The organism is Paraburkholderia hiiakae, from assembly GCF_904848665.1.
Lineage (GTDB): Bacteria > Pseudomonadota > Gammaproteobacteria > Burkholderiales > Burkholderiaceae > Paraburkholderia > Paraburkholderia hiiakae.
Window position 1 is genome coordinate 876,311 of sequence record NZ_CAJHCQ010000001.1, and the last position, 14,249, is coordinate 890,559.

Sequence of the window (14,249 nt, forward strand, 5' to 3'; positions counted from 1 at the left end):
TTGCGTCACGGGAGGGATCAAGCAAGGTCCGTGCTCGCTCGCACTGCGATCTGCGATCTGGCACGCATCGGGAAATGCGCTCACGCCCATCGCGTGCGCCGCGAAAGGGCACGCCATGCACCGTGCGAGGCATTGCAGGGTGCACCGATATCGTGCGCCTTTCCTCGCGCCTTTGCTTCGGTGGTGGCGCACACAGGCGGGCAAATTGCCGCATTTTTGGCACCCTGCCACAGGCGAATGCGGGCTAAATGTGCGCTTCGCCATGCACAAGCTCTGCGCGCTTCGCGGCGGCTTACAGACGCGTCAGGCTAAACTCTTCCTCGACCGGCGCGCCCCTCTCTAATGCGCGCCAGAACGCAGTGCCGTACCGCGCGTGAGGGCAGACCAAGGCTTCCCTCTTCGGCGCTCCCCCGCATAGTCCCGTTTCGCCCCCGCTACGTTTTTCGATGGACATCCTCTTCACCGTTCTCATTTTGCTGCTTGCTGTCGCCGTGTCCGGCGTCATCGCGCGCACCGTGCCCCTGAAGCTGCCGTTGCCACTCGTGCAGATCGGCATTGGCGCGCTGCTCACGTTTCCGCTCGTGAATCCGCACGTCACGTTCGATCCCGACATCTTCATGGCGCTGTTCATTCCGCCGCTGCTGTTCGCCGACGGCTGGCGCATGCCCAAGCGCGAGTTCTTCATGCAGCGCCGCGCGATCCTCATGCTTGCGCTCGGCCTCGTGCTGCTGACGGTCGTCGCCGTGGGCTATTTCGTGCACTGGCTCGTGCCGCAAATGTCGCTGCCCGTCGCCTTCGCGCTCGCAGCCGTGCTCTCGCCCACCGACGCCGTGGCACTCGCGGGCATCGCCGGCAAAGACAGGATTCCCTCGCAGCTCATGCACATCCTCGAAGGCGAAGCGCTGATGAACGACGCCTCGGGCCTCGTCGCGCTCAAGTTCGCCGTGGCGGCCGCGCTCACCGGCTATTTTTCGCTGCGCGCGGCGGCGCTCAGCTTCGTCCTGATCGCGGCGGGCGGTCTCGCGCTGGGGGCGGTGATCGGCTGGCTCTTCAGCTTCGTTTCGGAGCGCTTTCTCAACGTGACCGAAGACGGCGACCCCGCGCCGGGCGTCGTGCTCACCTTGCTGATTCCATTCGCGGCGTACCTGTTCGCCGAGCACCTCGAAGTGTCCGGCGTGCTCGCGGCCGTGTCCGCCGGCATGACGATGAACTACACGAGCGTCGCGCACAAAGGACCGGTGTCGACGCGCGTGCGCGCATCGAGCACGTGGTCGATGATCGAGTTCGTCTTCAACGGCATGGTGTTCACGCTGCTCGGCCTGCAGTTTCCTGGCATTCTCGGCAAGGCGCTGCTCGACGCGCACCACACGAGCAACGTGCAGATGCTGCGGCTGCTCGGCTATATCGCCGCCGTGCTCGCGGCGCTCTACGCCATGCGCTTTGGCTGGGTGTGGCTGCTGCGCTGGGTGGCGAGCCGCGGCGCCGCGCGTCACGGCGTGGCGAACGCGGTGCCGGGCCTGCGCACGGTGGCGATCACCACGGTGGCGGGCGTGCGGGGCGCGGTGACGCTCGCGGGCGTGCTCTCGCTGCCCGTGGCGCTCGCGAACGGCAACCCGCTGCCGGGACGCGACAGCGCCATTTTCATCGCGACGGGCGTGATCCTCGCTTCGCTGCTGGTGGCGATCGTGGGCCTGCCGCTCTTGCTGCGCGGCGTGCGGCGCGGCGCACAGGGACCGCACGCGGCCGAGGAGCGCCAGGCGCGCATCCAGGCCGCACAGGCGGGGATCCGCGCCGTCGATGCCGTGCACGAAAAGGTGAGCGAGGATCTCGACGAATCGCAGGCTGCCTATGCCGCCGACACGACCGCGCGCGTGATGGACACCTACCGTCGGCGCCTCGCCTCGCTCGACGCCGACCGCAATCGCAGCGCGCACGCGCGCCGCTCGGACGCGCTGGAACTGGAAATGCGCCTCGCGGGCATGCGCGCCGAACGCGCGACGCTGCTCAAGCTGCGCAACCAGATGCAGATCAACGACGAAACGCTGGCGAAGCTGATGCGCGAAGTCGATCTCTCGGAAACGGCGATGACGACGCGTGGACACAATCGCAATTGAGCACGTGCTTGCGCAGACCGGAACAACGAGAGGGAAAGCGCGGCGCCGAGGACCGGCGCCGCATGAGCGGTGAATAGCGGTGAGGCTTAAACCGCCGCTTCCTGCGCCGGCTTGCGGCGCAGCAAAGCGTAGAGAATGATCGCGCCGAACGTGGCGGTGCCGATGCCGCCCAGCCCGAAGCCGCCGAGCTTGAGCGAGAAGTCGCCGGCGCCGAGCACGAGCGTGACCGCGGCGACGATGAGATTGCGGTTGTCCGAGAAGTCCACCTTGTTGACGACCCAGATGCGCGCGCCCGTCACAGCGATAAGACCAAACACGACGATCGAGACGCCGCCGAGCACCGGGCCCGGAATCGTCTGAATGACGGCGCCGAACTTCGGCGAGAAGCCGAGCACGAGCGCGATGAGCGCGGCGATCACGAACACGAGCGTCGAGTAGATTTTCGTCACGGCCATCACGCCGATATTTTCCGCGTAGGTCGTCACACCCGTGCCGCCCGCGAAGCCCGACACGATCGTGGCCAGGCCGTCGCCGATGAACGCGCGGCCCACGTAGCGGTCGAGGTTGTAGCCCGTCATCGCGGAAACCGCCTTGATGTGGCCGAGGTTTTCCGCCACCAGAATCACGGCGATCGGCACGAGCAGCGCCATGGCGTGCGGATCGAACACGGGCGCGGTGAACTTCGGCATGCCGAACCAGGCGGCGTTCGCGACGATCGAGAAGTCGATCGGCTTGCCGAGGCCCATGCCGTTCGTGATGATCGCGTAGATCACATAGGCGATCAGGAGGCCGACGAGAATCAGGAGGCGCTGCAGCGTGCCGCGCGTGAACACGGCCACGCCGCCCACGCAGAGCACGGTGACGATAGCCATCCACGAGTCGAAGATCGAGCCGCTCACGCCCTTCACCGCGATGGGCGCGAGATTCAGCCCGATCACGCAGACGATCGCGCCGGTCACCACCGGCGGCATGAGCGTTTCGATCCACTTGGTGCCGACGGCCGAGACGAGCAGGCCGATCAGCGTATAAGCCACCCCGCACGCGATGATGCCGCCGAGCGCCACGGGAATGTTGGGATTGGGTCCCTGCCCACCGTAGCCCGTCACGGCGATTACAAGGCCGATGAACGCGAAGCTCGAACCGAGATAGCTCGGCACGCGCCCGCCCACCACCACGAAGAACAGCAGCGTGCCAACACCCGACATGAAGATGCACAGGTTCGGATCGAAGCCCATGAGGAGCGGCGCGAGCACGGTCGAGCCGAACATGGCGACGACGTGCTGCACGCCCATGGCGAACATCTGCGGCCAGGCGAGGCGCTCGTCGGGGGCCACGACGCTGCGGGCGTCACCCGTCTGCGCGCGCCAGCGGGGGAAGTAGGAGTCGGACATGGGTTCCTCTTGTCGGCGTGATTTGCGGTCTTGTTTCTGGTTTTGATTGTTGGCGCGCGCGCGTCGAAGCAACGGCCGCCCTTGATGCAAGTCAGGCGGGAGTGTACGGAGCCGCAATCCGCGTGGCAAGCCGGATGTCGGGCGTCCGAAACAATGCCGGCCGCCATCGATTCGATCTCTTAAGTAAACGCGGAATGGAGTTTAAGACTCCTCCTATATTCGGGACGGAATGCCGGATCTAGACTTTCCTTTCTGCGTGACCCCCATGAAAGTCCACGCTGAGGTTGTAAGTTGTAAACTCTCCGACTTCTCCGCTCTCGCTCCCCCGCTTGAGCGGTTTTTTTTTGCCCGCTCAGTTTGGCCGCTCTTCGGCCGCCGCTCCCGCATTCAGCCGAATGCGGCCTCCGCCAATTCCCGCGCGTATGCGCGCACGTCCTCCGGCCAGGGTGCATTCGCCGCTTCGAAGCGGCTTCGCTCGCCCGCGTAGAGCGCGCGCAGCGCCTCCTCGTAGTTCGGCAAATTGCCGGCCAGCGCGGTCATGAAGCGATGCGCAGCTTCCTGGCTCGCGCGCACGCGTTCGCGCGCCTCGCTCGCGTGGCGCGCGCAATCCACGAGCCGGCGCAGCACGACGGAGGCGCCGCCCGGCTGCGCGCCGAGCCAGTCCCAATGACGCGGCAGGAGCGTCACCTCGCGAGCGACCACGCCAAGCTTCGGGCGGCCGCGGCCGCGCGGGGCGTCGTCGGGGGTTTCTTCGTCGATGACGTTCTGCGCGGCTGCGTCCTGCTCGCCGCGCGCCTGCGAGGCGATGCGCGCCTCGATGTCCTTTTCCGTGCCGCGCAGATCGATTTCAACCGGGCGCGCGTCGCGGTCGTCGAAAACCAGCACTGCCGCGCCGTTTTCGGTTCCTTCGCGCTCGAGTTCCGCCTTGACCGCCAGCGCCACCTGAAGCGGCGCGCCCCGCGCGATCAAGCGCGTACCCGCAAATGCCGTGCAGCCGTTCGCCACCATCATGGCTGTCTCCTTCTCGATATCCAATGATGGGCGAATATTACCCGGGTAAATTATGACACGCAATATCATCCGGGTAAAATTTGACCACGGTCAGCCGGAGCGGTCTTCGACATCCGCGTCGCGTGCGTCGTCGGTCGTGGCGGGCAGCCATGCCGCCACGCGGTTGCGGCCGGAGCGCTTGGCGGTGTAAAGGGCCGCGTCGGCGGCGTCGGCCAGCGCGCGCCAGTCGGCGAACACGCTTTGCGTCGTGCACGCCACGCCCACGCTCACCGTGAGCACGCCATTCGGGCTGTCGGCGTGCGGCAGCGCCAGCGCCTCGATCGCGGCGCGCACCTTCTCGGCCAGCGCGAGCGCCTGGGCCTCGCCCGTTTCGGGCAGCAGCAGCACGAACTCCTCGCCGCCATAACGCGCAGCACAGTCCGCCGCGCGGCGTGCGTGTGCGCCGAGCGCGTGCGCGACGGCCGCAAGCGCGTCGTCGCCCGCCAGGTGGCCGTAGCGGTCGTTGTAGAGTTTGAAGCGGTCCACATCGAGCAGCACGAGTGCGAGCGGGCCGCCCGAGCGGCGCGCGCGCGCCCATTCCTGGTCCACACGGGTTTCGAAGGCGCGCCGGTTCGCGAGCGACGTGAGCGCATCGGTGTCCGCCTGCACGCGCAACTCCGCCTCCACCGCGCCGCGCTGGCGCAGCTGGCGCGTGAACATGAGCGCGAGCGCGATCAACGAGACGTCGAGCACCGCCGTGAGCGTGCCGATGATCCAGGCGCGCACGCGCCATTCACGGTAGATGTCGTCCGCCGCGACGGCCACGCTGAACACGAGCGGATAGCCCTCCACGCGCCGCAGCGCGAACCAGCGCCGCACGCCGTCTATCGGGCCGAGCGAGAAAAAGCCGCTGGACTGTGATCGCTCGAAGTGCCGGAAGAGCACAGATTCCGCAACGCTTGTGCCGATCAGCTCCGGGACGTACGGGCGACGCATGAGCAGCGTGCCGTCGGCGAGCGTGAGCGCCACCGTGCCGTTCGTGCCGATGTTCACGCCGGCGAACAGTTGGCGGAAATAATCGAGCCGCATCGTGCCGACCACGACGCCCGCGAACGAGCCGTCGGGGTTCGAGAGGCGGCGGCTCATGCCGATAGTCGCGTTGGCCGGCCCGTCGCGTGGAATGAACGGGTGGCTCAGATAGAGCCCCGCGTGCGGCGAGTCGCGCTGTGCGATGAAATAGTCGCGGTCGGCCACGTTGACCGCGCGCGGCGGTACCGAACGCGAATCAAAAACCACATCGCCCGCGGCGTTGGTGACAAAGATCGCGCCGAGATTCTTCGCCGTGGCCGAGCGGTCGAACAGCACGTTCTGGCGGATGTCGGCGGGCAGTGCGGCGAGACGCGGATCGTCGATGGCGTCGATGACGGCTTGCAGCGAAAGGTCGTAGACGTCGAAATTGCGGGCGGTGTCGCGCTCGAAAAGCAGCGCCATGTTGGACGCGGACGCGCGGGCGCTCGCAAGCGCGTCGTGCCGCATTTGCGCCATGACCCATGCGGCGACCAGCGTCAGCACTGCGGCGAGCGCAATGCCGATAGCAAGCACGGCGTTCGGTCGGCGGATCATCATCTCTGGTCTTCGGGGGCTGGCCTTGCAGTGGCGCCGATTGCCGGGCGCTTGCCTGCGCCCGACCACGGACGATGCCCGGCGCCGCGCGCGCCGGGACGCAACCGAGTGTACAACGGCCGGCGGGCGCATGCTGTGCGTATGCATTCATCCTCGCATGCCGCGTGAAACGTCGCTATGCGGGCAGGTTCGGCGGAACCGGTATTTGGGGCGGGGCTCGCTTTTGCGGCCTATTCGCCTGAGTAAAGTGCAACTCGAGAGGATGAACCGTTGTTAGTTTGGATTCCTCTACTTTATGGCGAGGCTGCGTATGCGCTTGGCATGCTGCATGCTCAGTCGCCGCGCACGCCGACGATTGCATGCGCCTCGATCCACACGCGCCACTGCCTACCGAAGTCGAAAGCCGGGTCGATGTCGAATGCCTGGGCAAGCGCATCGTCGAGTGTGGCGCCGTCGCGCAGTGCGACGAACGCTGCGTGTGCGGCGTGCGTGTGCAGGAACACCGTGGGCCGCCACTGCGGCCGGGCCACGAGCGCGCACGTCGGCACATCCACGCGCTCGGGCCATACGCCGCCCGGCTGATGCGCCCGCCAGATCGCCACAGCGTCGAAGCGCAAAGCGAGCGCAGCGCATGCGGGATGCACCAGGAGGTGCGATTGCGCAAGACGCTCTGCGCCCAGCGCTTGCCATTGCTGCGCGTTGAGCGGCGTGGCGTTCGCTGCGTAATTGGCGGTGTGCAACGCCCATTCGAGTCGCGCGACATCGGCGAAATACGCGTAGCGTGCGTCGGTCTCGTAACCTTCGACGATTTCAGGCAACTGCACACCGAAGCGGTTCAGGTCCGCATCGCGCGAAGGATGCGCGCGCGCGTACGCTAGCGCGAGTGCATCGAAGTAGGTTTCGCCGGTCAGCGCCGCAAGAACTGGATACGCGTTCGCGAGCGCAAGTCGCCGCGCCGCGCGAGCGTTGCCGCGATAGAGACCCATGCGCTCGTGCAGCAGCGTTGTGTCGGCGGGGAGCATCTCGCTGGCTAGCGCCGCATCGGCGTTGGGATCGTCCAATGCGGCGGCGAAGGTTCGCTGCATCGCTTCCAGCGTGTTGCGCGCAGTCATGAGCGCGGCTCCGTTGCGCGATGCATGTGCTTCGCGAGCCGTTCGCGCGCGAGACGCGCCTCGTCGAGCAGCACCTCGATCGCCGGCACTGCCGTGTCCCACTCGATGAGCGTGGGCGTCGCGCCAAATCGCTCGAGTGCGGCCTCATACAGCGACCAGACCGGCGGCGCGACGCGCGAGCCGTGATCGTCGATCACGGCGGCAGGCGTTGCGCGATGGCCGGCCAGATGAATCTCGCCGACGATCCGCGTCGGCAGTGCGGCCATGGCCGCCCGTGCATCCTCACCGTGGTTGCACTGATTCACGTAGAGATTGTTCACGTCAAGAAGTACGCCGCAACCCGTGCGCTGCGCGAGCGCTGCAAGGAATTCCGCCTCACTGTAGGTATCGCTGCGAAATCGTACGTAGGTCGAAACATTTTCGATCAGCACGGTCCGGCCCAGCGCGTCCTGCATCTGCGAGACTCGGGCGCTCAAGTGATCGAGTGAGGCTTGCGTGAGCGGCATTGGCAGCAGATCGTGCAGCGCGCCTTGCGCGCTCGCGCCCCAGCAAAGATGCTCGGAGATGACAGCGGGCTCGATGCGTGCCACCAACTGCGCGAGCCTCGCGAGATGCGTCGTATCGAGCGGCGCAGCGGAGCCAAGTCCAAGCCCCACGCCGTGCAGGCTCACCGGCAAATCGCGGCGCACGGTTTCGAGCACGTGCAGGTCGTAGCCACCAACGCCAAAGTAGTTCTCGCTGTGAACCTCGATCCAGTCGACGGCAGGCGGCCCCGCCATGAAGGCCTCGTAATGCGCGTGACGCAGGCCAATGCCCACGCCACTTAGTGCGCCTGGCGCGCTCATCGTGCGCCTACCTTTACGCGCGCCCGCTCAACCGCAAGGCTCATTTTTCCGGCGTGCCGCCCAGTTTCTCGCACGAGCCCTTCGGCATGGTCTTGAAGTCGCCCTTGTCGTGATCGACCTTGGCCTGGCCCGCGCAGTCGTGCACGCCGGTCTTGCTCGAACAATCGTTCTGACCGGCCTTGGCGACGCCGTAGCAATTCACGGTGTCGTCCGCCTGGGCCACGCCCGCGCCGGCCGTCGCAAGACCCGCCAACGCCGCGGCAATCAGCGCCTGACGGCCGAGAGAGTTCTTCATGGCGTTTCTCCTTGAACTTCGAAATAGGTTTCGCGGTAAGCGATTGGGATACGCAGCCATCGCAACGCGCGGCCTTAAGCGCCCTATTTTGCCCCACCAGGCCGCGCGTAGTCGGGTCGGAGCGCCGCAGATCGACGATATTGTTGCAATAACGGTAAATATGTTTGATGAATTACGGCATTTTTCTTTGAAGTGCACTGCAATAAAGTCTCGTCAACGGTTCGAGCAACATGATTGTTACGAATCGACAACATAATTTTCGGAGGTTGTTACCATGAAGAATCTGATTGCTGCTGCACTCGCCGCTACCGTCCTCGCCGCTCCGGCCCTGTCGTTCGCACAAGCCGAGCAGGCGCCCGTGACGCGCGCTCAAGTTCGCGCCGAACTGGTCCAACTGGAAAAGGCCGGCTACCGTCCGAATCTCTCGAGCCCGTACTACCCGGAAGACCTGCAAGCTGCCGAGGCGCGCGTCGCCCAGCAGAACGGCGCAGCAGAAGCCACGGCTTACGGCGCATCGACGAACGGCAGCGTCCAGTCCGGCACCCGCGCACCGAACATCAAGCCGACCTACTTCGGCCAGTAATTGCGGCTCACGCGTGGTGCTAGTGCACGACGCGTTCGACGCCTGGCGGGCCCGCTCTCCCGATTGAGAGAGAGCGGGCCCGCTGTTCATTTCTGCGCCGCGTGTGCAACGCGCGCGGCAGAACGAACGGCACGCCCACGAACACGAACACCTCCGCCGCCGGAAATCCGGTGGCTTTGCCCGGACTGCGGTCCGGGCCTTTTTCCTCCTTCCCTCTCGCGACGCATGCGGCCCGCGCGCGAAGGCGGCTCGGTCGCCCGGCTCAGAATCCGTGAGTGACGAGCGAGAGCACGGAAAGATCGGGGTGCGTGCCGTCGATGATGCTACGCCCCACGTGCACCGCCTCTTCGGTCGCATCCTGCTCGCTGCGCCAGGTTTCGTCGCCGTTCGCGTGATAGGCAACCGTCTGGCCCGGCTTCGCGGGATTCGCGCCGGGATGGCAGACGTAGGCCGTATAGGTGTAGCCGTTCGCGCCCTCTCCGGTTGGCGTGGCGCTGACATGGATCTCGAAGCCTTCGTAGTCGACCTGATGCATCGCAAGCGGTTGAGCGCTCATGGTGACCTCCGGGTGCCGCGGATGAGCGGCTGCGGGCTATCCGGCCGCTGGGTGCGCGGCCGGGCGTTCGGTATTGGGAAGTTTAGGCGATGGGTCCCGGGCGGGTGGCCTACTATTGCAGGGCGATCCACCACCCTGGGAGCTAGACATGGCATCGAACACCGTCCGCCTGCATCGTGTACTGCGTGCGCCGCCCGAACGCATCTATCGCGCCTTCCTCGACGCCAGCGCGGTCGTGAAATGGTTGCCGCCCAACGGCTTCACCTGCACGGTTCATGAGCTCGACGCGAAGGTCGGCGGCCGTTACCGGATGTCGTTCAAGAACTTCACGGCCGGCCACGGTCATTCGTTCGGCGGCGAATACCTCGAGCTCGTGCCGAACGAGCGTTTGCGCTACACCGGTGTGTTCGACGATGAGCATCTGCCCGGCGCCATGCAGACGACGGTGGAATTGCGCGCGGTGTTTTTCGGCGCGGAAATGACCGTTGTGCAGGAAGGCATACCGGAGATCATTCCGGTCGAGGCGTGTTATCTCGGCTGGCAGGAGTCGCTGGCGTTGCTCGCGAAGCTCGTTGAAGCCGAAATCCAGCAGTAGGGAGAAAGGGGCTCGCGCCCCTTTCTTTTTGATCGCGCGCTGCTTCAATACCCAAGCGCGCAGCCATCCTTGCGATGATCGGACGCGCCGGTCAGCACGCCCCGCTCCCAATCGATACGAATAGCCTGCGAGCCGCCAATCGCGCTGGCTGCCGGCACGAGCTTGAAGCCGCGATCGGCGAGCGCCTCACGCGTGTTGGCAGGCAACGTCGATTCGATTTCCACGGTTCCGGTGCCCGGGCGCGGAAAGACGCGCGGCAGATCCATCGCGGCCTGCATGTCGAGGCCGTAATGCAGCACCTTCGAGAGGAAATGCGCGTGGCCCATCGCCTGATAGTGGCCGCCCATCACGCCGAAACTCATCTGTACGCGGCCGTCGCGCGCGACCATTCCCGGGATGATGGTGTGCAAAGGACGCTTGTGCGGCGCGATGGCGTTGGGATGACCGGGCTCGACAGAGAAACTCATGCCGCGGTTATGCAGCATCACGCCGGATTCCTTGCCCATCAGTCCGCTGCCGAATGGATAGAACAACGAATTGATGAAGCTTACGCAGTTGCGGTCGCGATCGACCACGGTGATGTAGACCGTGTCGCGGTGCTCCACCTGAGTGAGCGCAGCGGCTGGGTCCAGCACGCTTTCCAGGTCGATGCGGCTGCGTAGCTTGTCCACATAGTCGTCGGAAAGCAGGCGATCGACATCGACGGCGCCATGGCGCGGGTCCCCTAGCACGGCGTCGCGCACCGCGTAGGCGAGCTTCGCCGCCTCGATCTCGCGATGCAGACGGTCGGGGTCCAGCGGGCTGCCTTCGGCGTCGTACTTGTCGAGCAGACGAAGCAACAGCAGCGCGATGACGCCCTGCCCCGCCGGCGGACATTCGATCACGTCGTAGCCGCGGAATTTAGCGCGGATCGGCGTGACGTATTCGCCACGGAATTCGGCGAAGTCTTCCAGCGTGTGCAAGCCACCGTGCGCCTGAAGTTGCGCGACGAGATCGGCGGCGATGGCGCCTCGGTAGAACGCCTCGCGGCCCGTTTCGGCGATTGCGCGCAGCGTGTTCGCGAGGCGTGGCTGACGGTGCGTCGAGCCGGCGCGGGGCGCTGCGCCATCCACGAGCATGGTGGTGCGCGCTACGGCGTCGCGGGAGAGCGTTTCGACTTCCGCCGCCCAGTCATGGGCGGTGCGCGGCGCGACGGCGTAACCTTCTTCCGCGAAACGGATGGCCGGTGCGAGCACGTCGCGCAGCGGCAGGCGGCCGTGGTCGCGATGGAGCGTGGTCCATGCGTCCACCGCGCCCGGTACGGTGGCCGCATGCGGCGAATGGCGCTGGATTGCCTCCACGCCCATGGCGCGCAAGCGCTCCGCGCTCGCGGCGGCGGGGGCCCAGCCTGAGCCGTCGTAGGCGATTACGTCATCCGTGCCGCCGCGAGAATACAGCGCGAAGCAGTCGCCGCCCACGCCCGTCGAGCCCGGCTCGACCACGCACTGCACCGCACACGCGGCAATCGCGGCGTCCATGGCGTTGCCGCCGGCGGCGAGAATCTGCACGGCCGCGAGCGTCGCGCTCGGATGCGAGGTCGCGGCCATGCCATTGCGAGCCATAACGAGCGAGCGGCCCGGCGTTTCGAAGTTACGCATCGAAGCGTTCTCCTTTTTGGTGTCCTGATGATGTTGTGTTTCAAGTGACGCAGCATGGTGGCTACGTCTACTACGCGGACGCGGGCATTGCAGTGCGCAAAGTGCGCTTCAAGAACGTCTGCGTACGCGGATGCGAAGGCGCGGTGAAGATGCGTTCGGGCGGCCCCTCTTCGATCAGCTCGCCCTGGTCGAGCACGACCACGCGGTCGGCCACCTCGCGAGCGAAGCCCATTTCGTGCGTGACGACGACCATCGTCATGCCGTCTTCCGCAAGCTCTTTCATCACCTGCAGCACTTCGCCTACGGTTTCCGGGTCGAGGGCACTGGTGGGCTCATCGAAGAGCAACACCTTCGGCTGCATGGCGAGCGCACGCGCGATGGCGATGCGCTGCTGCTGGCCGCCGGAAAGCTGCGACGGATAGTGGTCAGCGCGATCGGCAAGACCCACGCGCGCGATTAGCGCTTTCGCTTGCTTGATCGCTTCTTCGCGCGGCATCTTCAGCACGTGAATGGGCGCCTCGATCACGTTCTCCAGCGCCGTCATGTGCGGAAACAGATTGAAGCGTTGGAATACCATGCCGATATCGCGGCGCTGCCGTGCGAGCTGGCGCGCGGAATCGCGCACCAGCGTGCCGTTCGGGCGCTCGACATAGCCAAGCAGATGACCGTTCACGCGCACCCGCCCGCTGTCATACGACTCGAGCAGATTGAGGCAGCGAATGAACGTGGTCTTGCCCGACCCCGAGGAGCCGATCAGCACTACCACTTCCCCCTTCGCGACGCTCAACGAAATACCATTGAGCACCTTGGTCGCGCCGAACGACTTGTGAATGTCCGACGCTTCGATAACGATTTCGCGTGCTTCGTTCATATCAACGACCTCGCAGCAGTTTCATCGTTTGCGCGCCGAACAGACGCGTATTCGCAGCCGGCTTCGCCTCGCCGCGGCCAAAGTGCGCTTCGAGTCGACGCTGCACGAAACCCCAGAGCGTGGTGAGCGCGAGGAAGTAAATGCCGAGCACGAGATACAGCTCGAACACGCGGAAGTTCACCGAGGTGATCATCTGCGTGCTGAGCAGCAGTTCCGGCACGCCGATCACGCTCACAAGCGTAGTGTTTTTCAGCATGACGTTGAACTCGTTGCCGAGCGGCGGCACGATCACGCGGAACGCTTGCGGCAGCACGACGCGGCGCATGAGCAGCACCGAAGTCATGCCAAGCGAGCGTGAAGCTTCGTACTGGCCTCTGTCCACCGAACTCAAGCCCGCGCGAATGATCTCCGCCTGATACGCCGCCGAATTCATGCCGAGCGCGAGGACGGCCGCCTGAATATTGCCAGGCAGCGAGATGATGCCGAAGTCGAGATCGTGAAAGTGAAAGATGTTCGCCGCGGCAAACGCGGTGTACAGGAACACGATCTGCATGAGCAACGGCGTGCCGCGCATGACCCAGATATAGCCGCGTGCGAGATACTGCACCGGCAAACTCGACGAAAGCCGCATAAGCGCGACGATAAGCCCGAGCGTGGCGCCGAACGCGATCGCGCAGGCGCTGATCGAGAACGTGAGCCACAAGCCGTGCAGATACGCCGGGCTCGGGTCGAGCAGGAATTTCCGGAAGATTTCCCAACTGAAATTCATGGCGTCACTCCGCGCTCACAGGCGATCGTTTTCGAGCTTCCAGGTTCCGAGCATCTTGCTGTAGCGATCGCTTTTCACGAGATCGGCCACGGCCTTCGCCACCGCCGGAGAAAGCGGCTCGCCCTTGCGCGCGCCAATGCCGGTCGCGATGCGATTGAAGCCCTGCACCGCCTCCTCGAACATGTCGCCCGAGACTTGCTGGAAGTGCGCGGCGGTTTCCGACGTGGTGCCGTAGGCATCGACCTGATTCAGACGGAAGGCCTGAAATGCATCGGCATCCGAACTATAGACAACGATGTTCATGGGCGGCTTGCCTGCGGCTTTGAGCTTCTCGTTTTCCTTATCGAGCAGCGTGCCGATGGTCGTGCCATTGAGCACCGCGACCTTCATGCCAGAGAGATCGTCGAGCGAGCGCACGTGACGCGGGTTGCCGCGCGGCACCATGATCGACTGGCTCGAATACATGTAGTCGACAATGTCGATGATCTGGCGACGCTCGGGTTTGTCGAAGAGCTGGCCGATCACGAGATCGCACTGTTTCGCCTGCAGCGCCGGAATCTGCCCGCTGAAGGACATGACCTTCCACTCGACCTTGAGATTGCCGAGCTGCTTCGCGACGTCTTGCGCCACGTCGACGGAGAAGCCGCGCGGCTGCTGATTCTCGTCGTAGGACGCGAGCGGGGGCGCGTCCATGCTCGAACAGTACGTGAGCGTGCCGCCTTTCACGAGACCCAGATCGGCGGCGTGCGCCGCGGAGGCGCCGGCAACCTGTGCGAGGAGCGCAAAGCCTGCGCAGGCGGCGAGACGAAGACGCTTGAACTGTTTTGCTGACATCGAGAGGCTCCTGGCTGAGAGTGAGGTACGACGA

General features: G+C 65.3%; 14 protein-coding genes. 3 read left to right on the top strand and 11 right to left on the bottom strand.

Annotated elements, in window-relative coordinates; translation table 11 throughout:
* The first annotated feature begins 446 nt into the window (after window positions 1-446).
* A complete protein-coding gene (locus JMY28_RS03810) occupies window positions 447-2,114 on the top strand; it encodes a Na+/H+ antiporter (protein WP_201694544.1) in 1,668 nt (555 codons plus the stop codon).
* Between the two features lie 86 nt (window positions 2,115-2,200).
* Here JMY28_RS03810 and JMY28_RS03815 read toward each other — a convergent pair whose 3' ends face one another.
* From JMY28_RS03815 to JMY28_RS03835, 6 genes are all read right to left on the bottom strand, one after another.
* Window positions 2,201-3,505 carry a solute carrier family 23 protein gene (locus tag JMY28_RS03815; protein WP_201694545.1) on the bottom strand — a complete coding sequence of 435 codons (1,305 nt, stop codon included), beginning with the start codon at window positions 3,503-3,505 and terminating at the stop codon, window positions 2,201-2,203.
* A 387-nt stretch (window positions 3,506-3,892) separates the two neighbouring features.
* The gene (locus JMY28_RS03820) at window positions 3,893-4,516 is read right to left on the bottom strand and encodes a DUF2239 family protein (protein WP_201694546.1); all 624 of its coding nucleotides are present in this window, start codon (window positions 4,514-4,516) and stop codon (window positions 3,893-3,895) included.
* A 90-nt stretch (window positions 4,517-4,606) separates the two neighbouring features.
* On the bottom strand, window positions 4,607-6,121 hold the full coding sequence (locus tag JMY28_RS03825) for a sensor domain-containing diguanylate cyclase (protein ID WP_201694547.1): 1,515 nt from the start codon (window positions 6,119-6,121) through the stop codon (window positions 4,607-4,609).
* A gap of 329 nt (window positions 6,122-6,450) precedes the next feature.
* Complete coding sequence (locus JMY28_RS38850; protein ID WP_236596667.1) at window positions 6,451-7,230, bottom strand: HvfC/BufC N-terminal domain-containing protein; 780 nt, start codon at window positions 7,228-7,230, stop codon at window positions 6,451-6,453.
* The gene (gene bufB, locus JMY28_RS38855; RefSeq protein WP_236596668.1) at window positions 7,227-8,075 is read right to left on the bottom strand and encodes an MNIO family bufferin maturase; all 849 of its coding nucleotides are present in this window, start codon (window positions 8,073-8,075) and stop codon (window positions 7,227-7,229) included. The genes JMY28_RS38850 and bufB overlap by 4 nt, the downstream gene beginning before the upstream one ends.
* A gap of 40 nt (window positions 8,076-8,115) precedes the next feature.
* The gene (locus tag JMY28_RS03835) at window positions 8,116-8,370 is read right to left on the bottom strand and encodes a BufA1 family periplasmic bufferin-type metallophore (RefSeq protein WP_201694548.1); all 255 of its coding nucleotides are present in this window, start codon (window positions 8,368-8,370) and stop codon (window positions 8,116-8,118) included.
* Between the two features lie 274 nt (window positions 8,371-8,644).
* On the opposite strand from JMY28_RS03835, the gene JMY28_RS03840 reads away from it, so the two are divergent.
* Complete coding sequence (locus JMY28_RS03840; RefSeq protein ID WP_201694549.1) at window positions 8,645-8,953, top strand: DUF4148 domain-containing protein; 309 nt, start codon at window positions 8,645-8,647, stop codon at window positions 8,951-8,953.
* Window positions 8,954-9,215: 262 nt separating this feature from the next.
* Here JMY28_RS03840 and JMY28_RS03845 read toward each other — a convergent pair whose 3' ends face one another.
* Window positions 9,216-9,509, bottom strand: coding sequence for a hypothetical protein (locus tag JMY28_RS03845; protein WP_201694550.1), 294 nt, complete (start codon window positions 9,507-9,509; stop codon window positions 9,216-9,218).
* A 148-nt stretch (window positions 9,510-9,657) separates the two neighbouring features.
* On the opposite strand from JMY28_RS03845, the gene JMY28_RS03850 reads away from it, so the two are divergent.
* Window positions 9,658-10,104 carry an SRPBCC family protein gene (locus JMY28_RS03850; RefSeq protein ID WP_201694551.1) on the top strand — a complete coding sequence of 149 codons (447 nt, stop codon included), beginning with the start codon at window positions 9,658-9,660 and terminating at the stop codon, window positions 10,102-10,104.
* A gap of 44 nt (window positions 10,105-10,148) precedes the next feature.
* Here the strand turns inward: JMY28_RS03850 and ggt are convergent, their stop codons facing one another.
* From ggt to JMY28_RS03870, 4 genes are all read right to left on the bottom strand, one after another.
* Window positions 10,149-11,741, bottom strand: coding sequence for a gamma-glutamyltransferase (gene ggt / locus JMY28_RS03855; protein ID WP_201694552.1), 1,593 nt, complete (start codon window positions 11,739-11,741; stop codon window positions 10,149-10,151).
* Between the two features lie 70 nt (window positions 11,742-11,811).
* On the bottom strand, window positions 11,812-12,612 hold the full coding sequence (locus JMY28_RS03860) for an amino acid ABC transporter ATP-binding protein (protein ID WP_201694553.1): 801 nt from the start codon (window positions 12,610-12,612) through the stop codon (window positions 11,812-11,814).
* Window position 12,613: 1 nt separating this feature from the next.
* The gene (locus JMY28_RS03865) at window positions 12,614-13,381 is read right to left on the bottom strand and encodes an amino acid ABC transporter permease (RefSeq protein ID WP_201694554.1); all 768 of its coding nucleotides are present in this window, start codon (window positions 13,379-13,381) and stop codon (window positions 12,614-12,616) included.
* A 15-nt stretch (window positions 13,382-13,396) separates the two neighbouring features.
* On the bottom strand, window positions 13,397-14,215 hold the full coding sequence (locus tag JMY28_RS03870) for an ABC transporter substrate-binding protein (protein WP_201694555.1): 819 nt from the start codon (window positions 14,213-14,215) through the stop codon (window positions 13,397-13,399).
* Between the last annotated feature and the right edge of the window lie 34 nt (window positions 14,216-14,249).

What these genes read in the sequence shown, in the direction of transcription:
- JMY28_RS03870 (WP_201694555.1), bottom strand. Translation starts at nt 14,215, where the DNA reads ATGTCAGCAAAACAGTTCAAGCGTCTTCGTCTCGCCGCCTGCGCAGGC.
- JMY28_RS38850 (WP_236596667.1), bottom strand. Translation starts at nt 7,230, where the DNA reads ATGACTGCGCGCAACACGCTGGAAGCGATGCAGCGAACCTTCGCCGCC.
- JMY28_RS03845 (WP_201694550.1), bottom strand. Translation starts at nt 9,509, where the DNA reads ATGAGCGCTCAACCGCTTGCGATGCATCAGGTCGACTACGAAGGCTTC.
- JMY28_RS03850 (WP_201694551.1), top strand. Translation starts at nt 9,658, where the DNA reads ATGGCATCGAACACCGTCCGCCTGCATCGTGTACTGCGTGCGCCGCCC.
- JMY28_RS03810 (WP_201694544.1), top strand. Translation starts at nt 447, where the DNA reads ATGGACATCCTCTTCACCGTTCTCATTTTGCTGCTTGCTGTCGCCGTG.
- JMY28_RS03865 (WP_201694554.1), bottom strand. Translation starts at nt 13,381, where the DNA reads ATGAATTTCAGTTGGGAAATCTTCCGGAAATTCCTGCTCGACCCGAGC.
- bufB (WP_236596668.1), bottom strand. Translation starts at nt 8,075, where the DNA reads ATGAGCGCGCCAGGCGCACTAAGTGGCGTGGGCATTGGCCTGCGTCAC.
- JMY28_RS03825 (WP_201694547.1), bottom strand. Translation starts at nt 6,121, where the DNA reads ATGATGATCCGCCGACCGAACGCCGTGCTTGCTATCGGCATTGCGCTC.
- JMY28_RS03820 (WP_201694546.1), bottom strand. Translation starts at nt 4,516, where the DNA reads ATGATGGTGGCGAACGGCTGCACGGCATTTGCGGGTACGCGCTTGATC.
- ggt (WP_201694552.1), bottom strand. Translation starts at nt 11,741, where the DNA reads ATGCGTAACTTCGAAACGCCGGGCCGCTCGCTCGTTATGGCTCGCAAT.
- JMY28_RS03815 (WP_201694545.1), bottom strand. Translation starts at nt 3,505, where the DNA reads ATGTCCGACTCCTACTTCCCCCGCTGGCGCGCGCAGACGGGTGACGCC.
- JMY28_RS03835 (WP_201694548.1), bottom strand. Translation starts at nt 8,370, where the DNA reads ATGAAGAACTCTCTCGGCCGTCAGGCGCTGATTGCCGCGGCGTTGGCG.
- JMY28_RS03840 (WP_201694549.1), top strand. Translation starts at nt 8,645, where the DNA reads ATGAAGAATCTGATTGCTGCTGCACTCGCCGCTACCGTCCTCGCCGCT.
- JMY28_RS03860 (WP_201694553.1), bottom strand. Translation starts at nt 12,612, where the DNA reads ATGAACGAAGCACGCGAAATCGTTATCGAAGCGTCGGACATTCACAAG.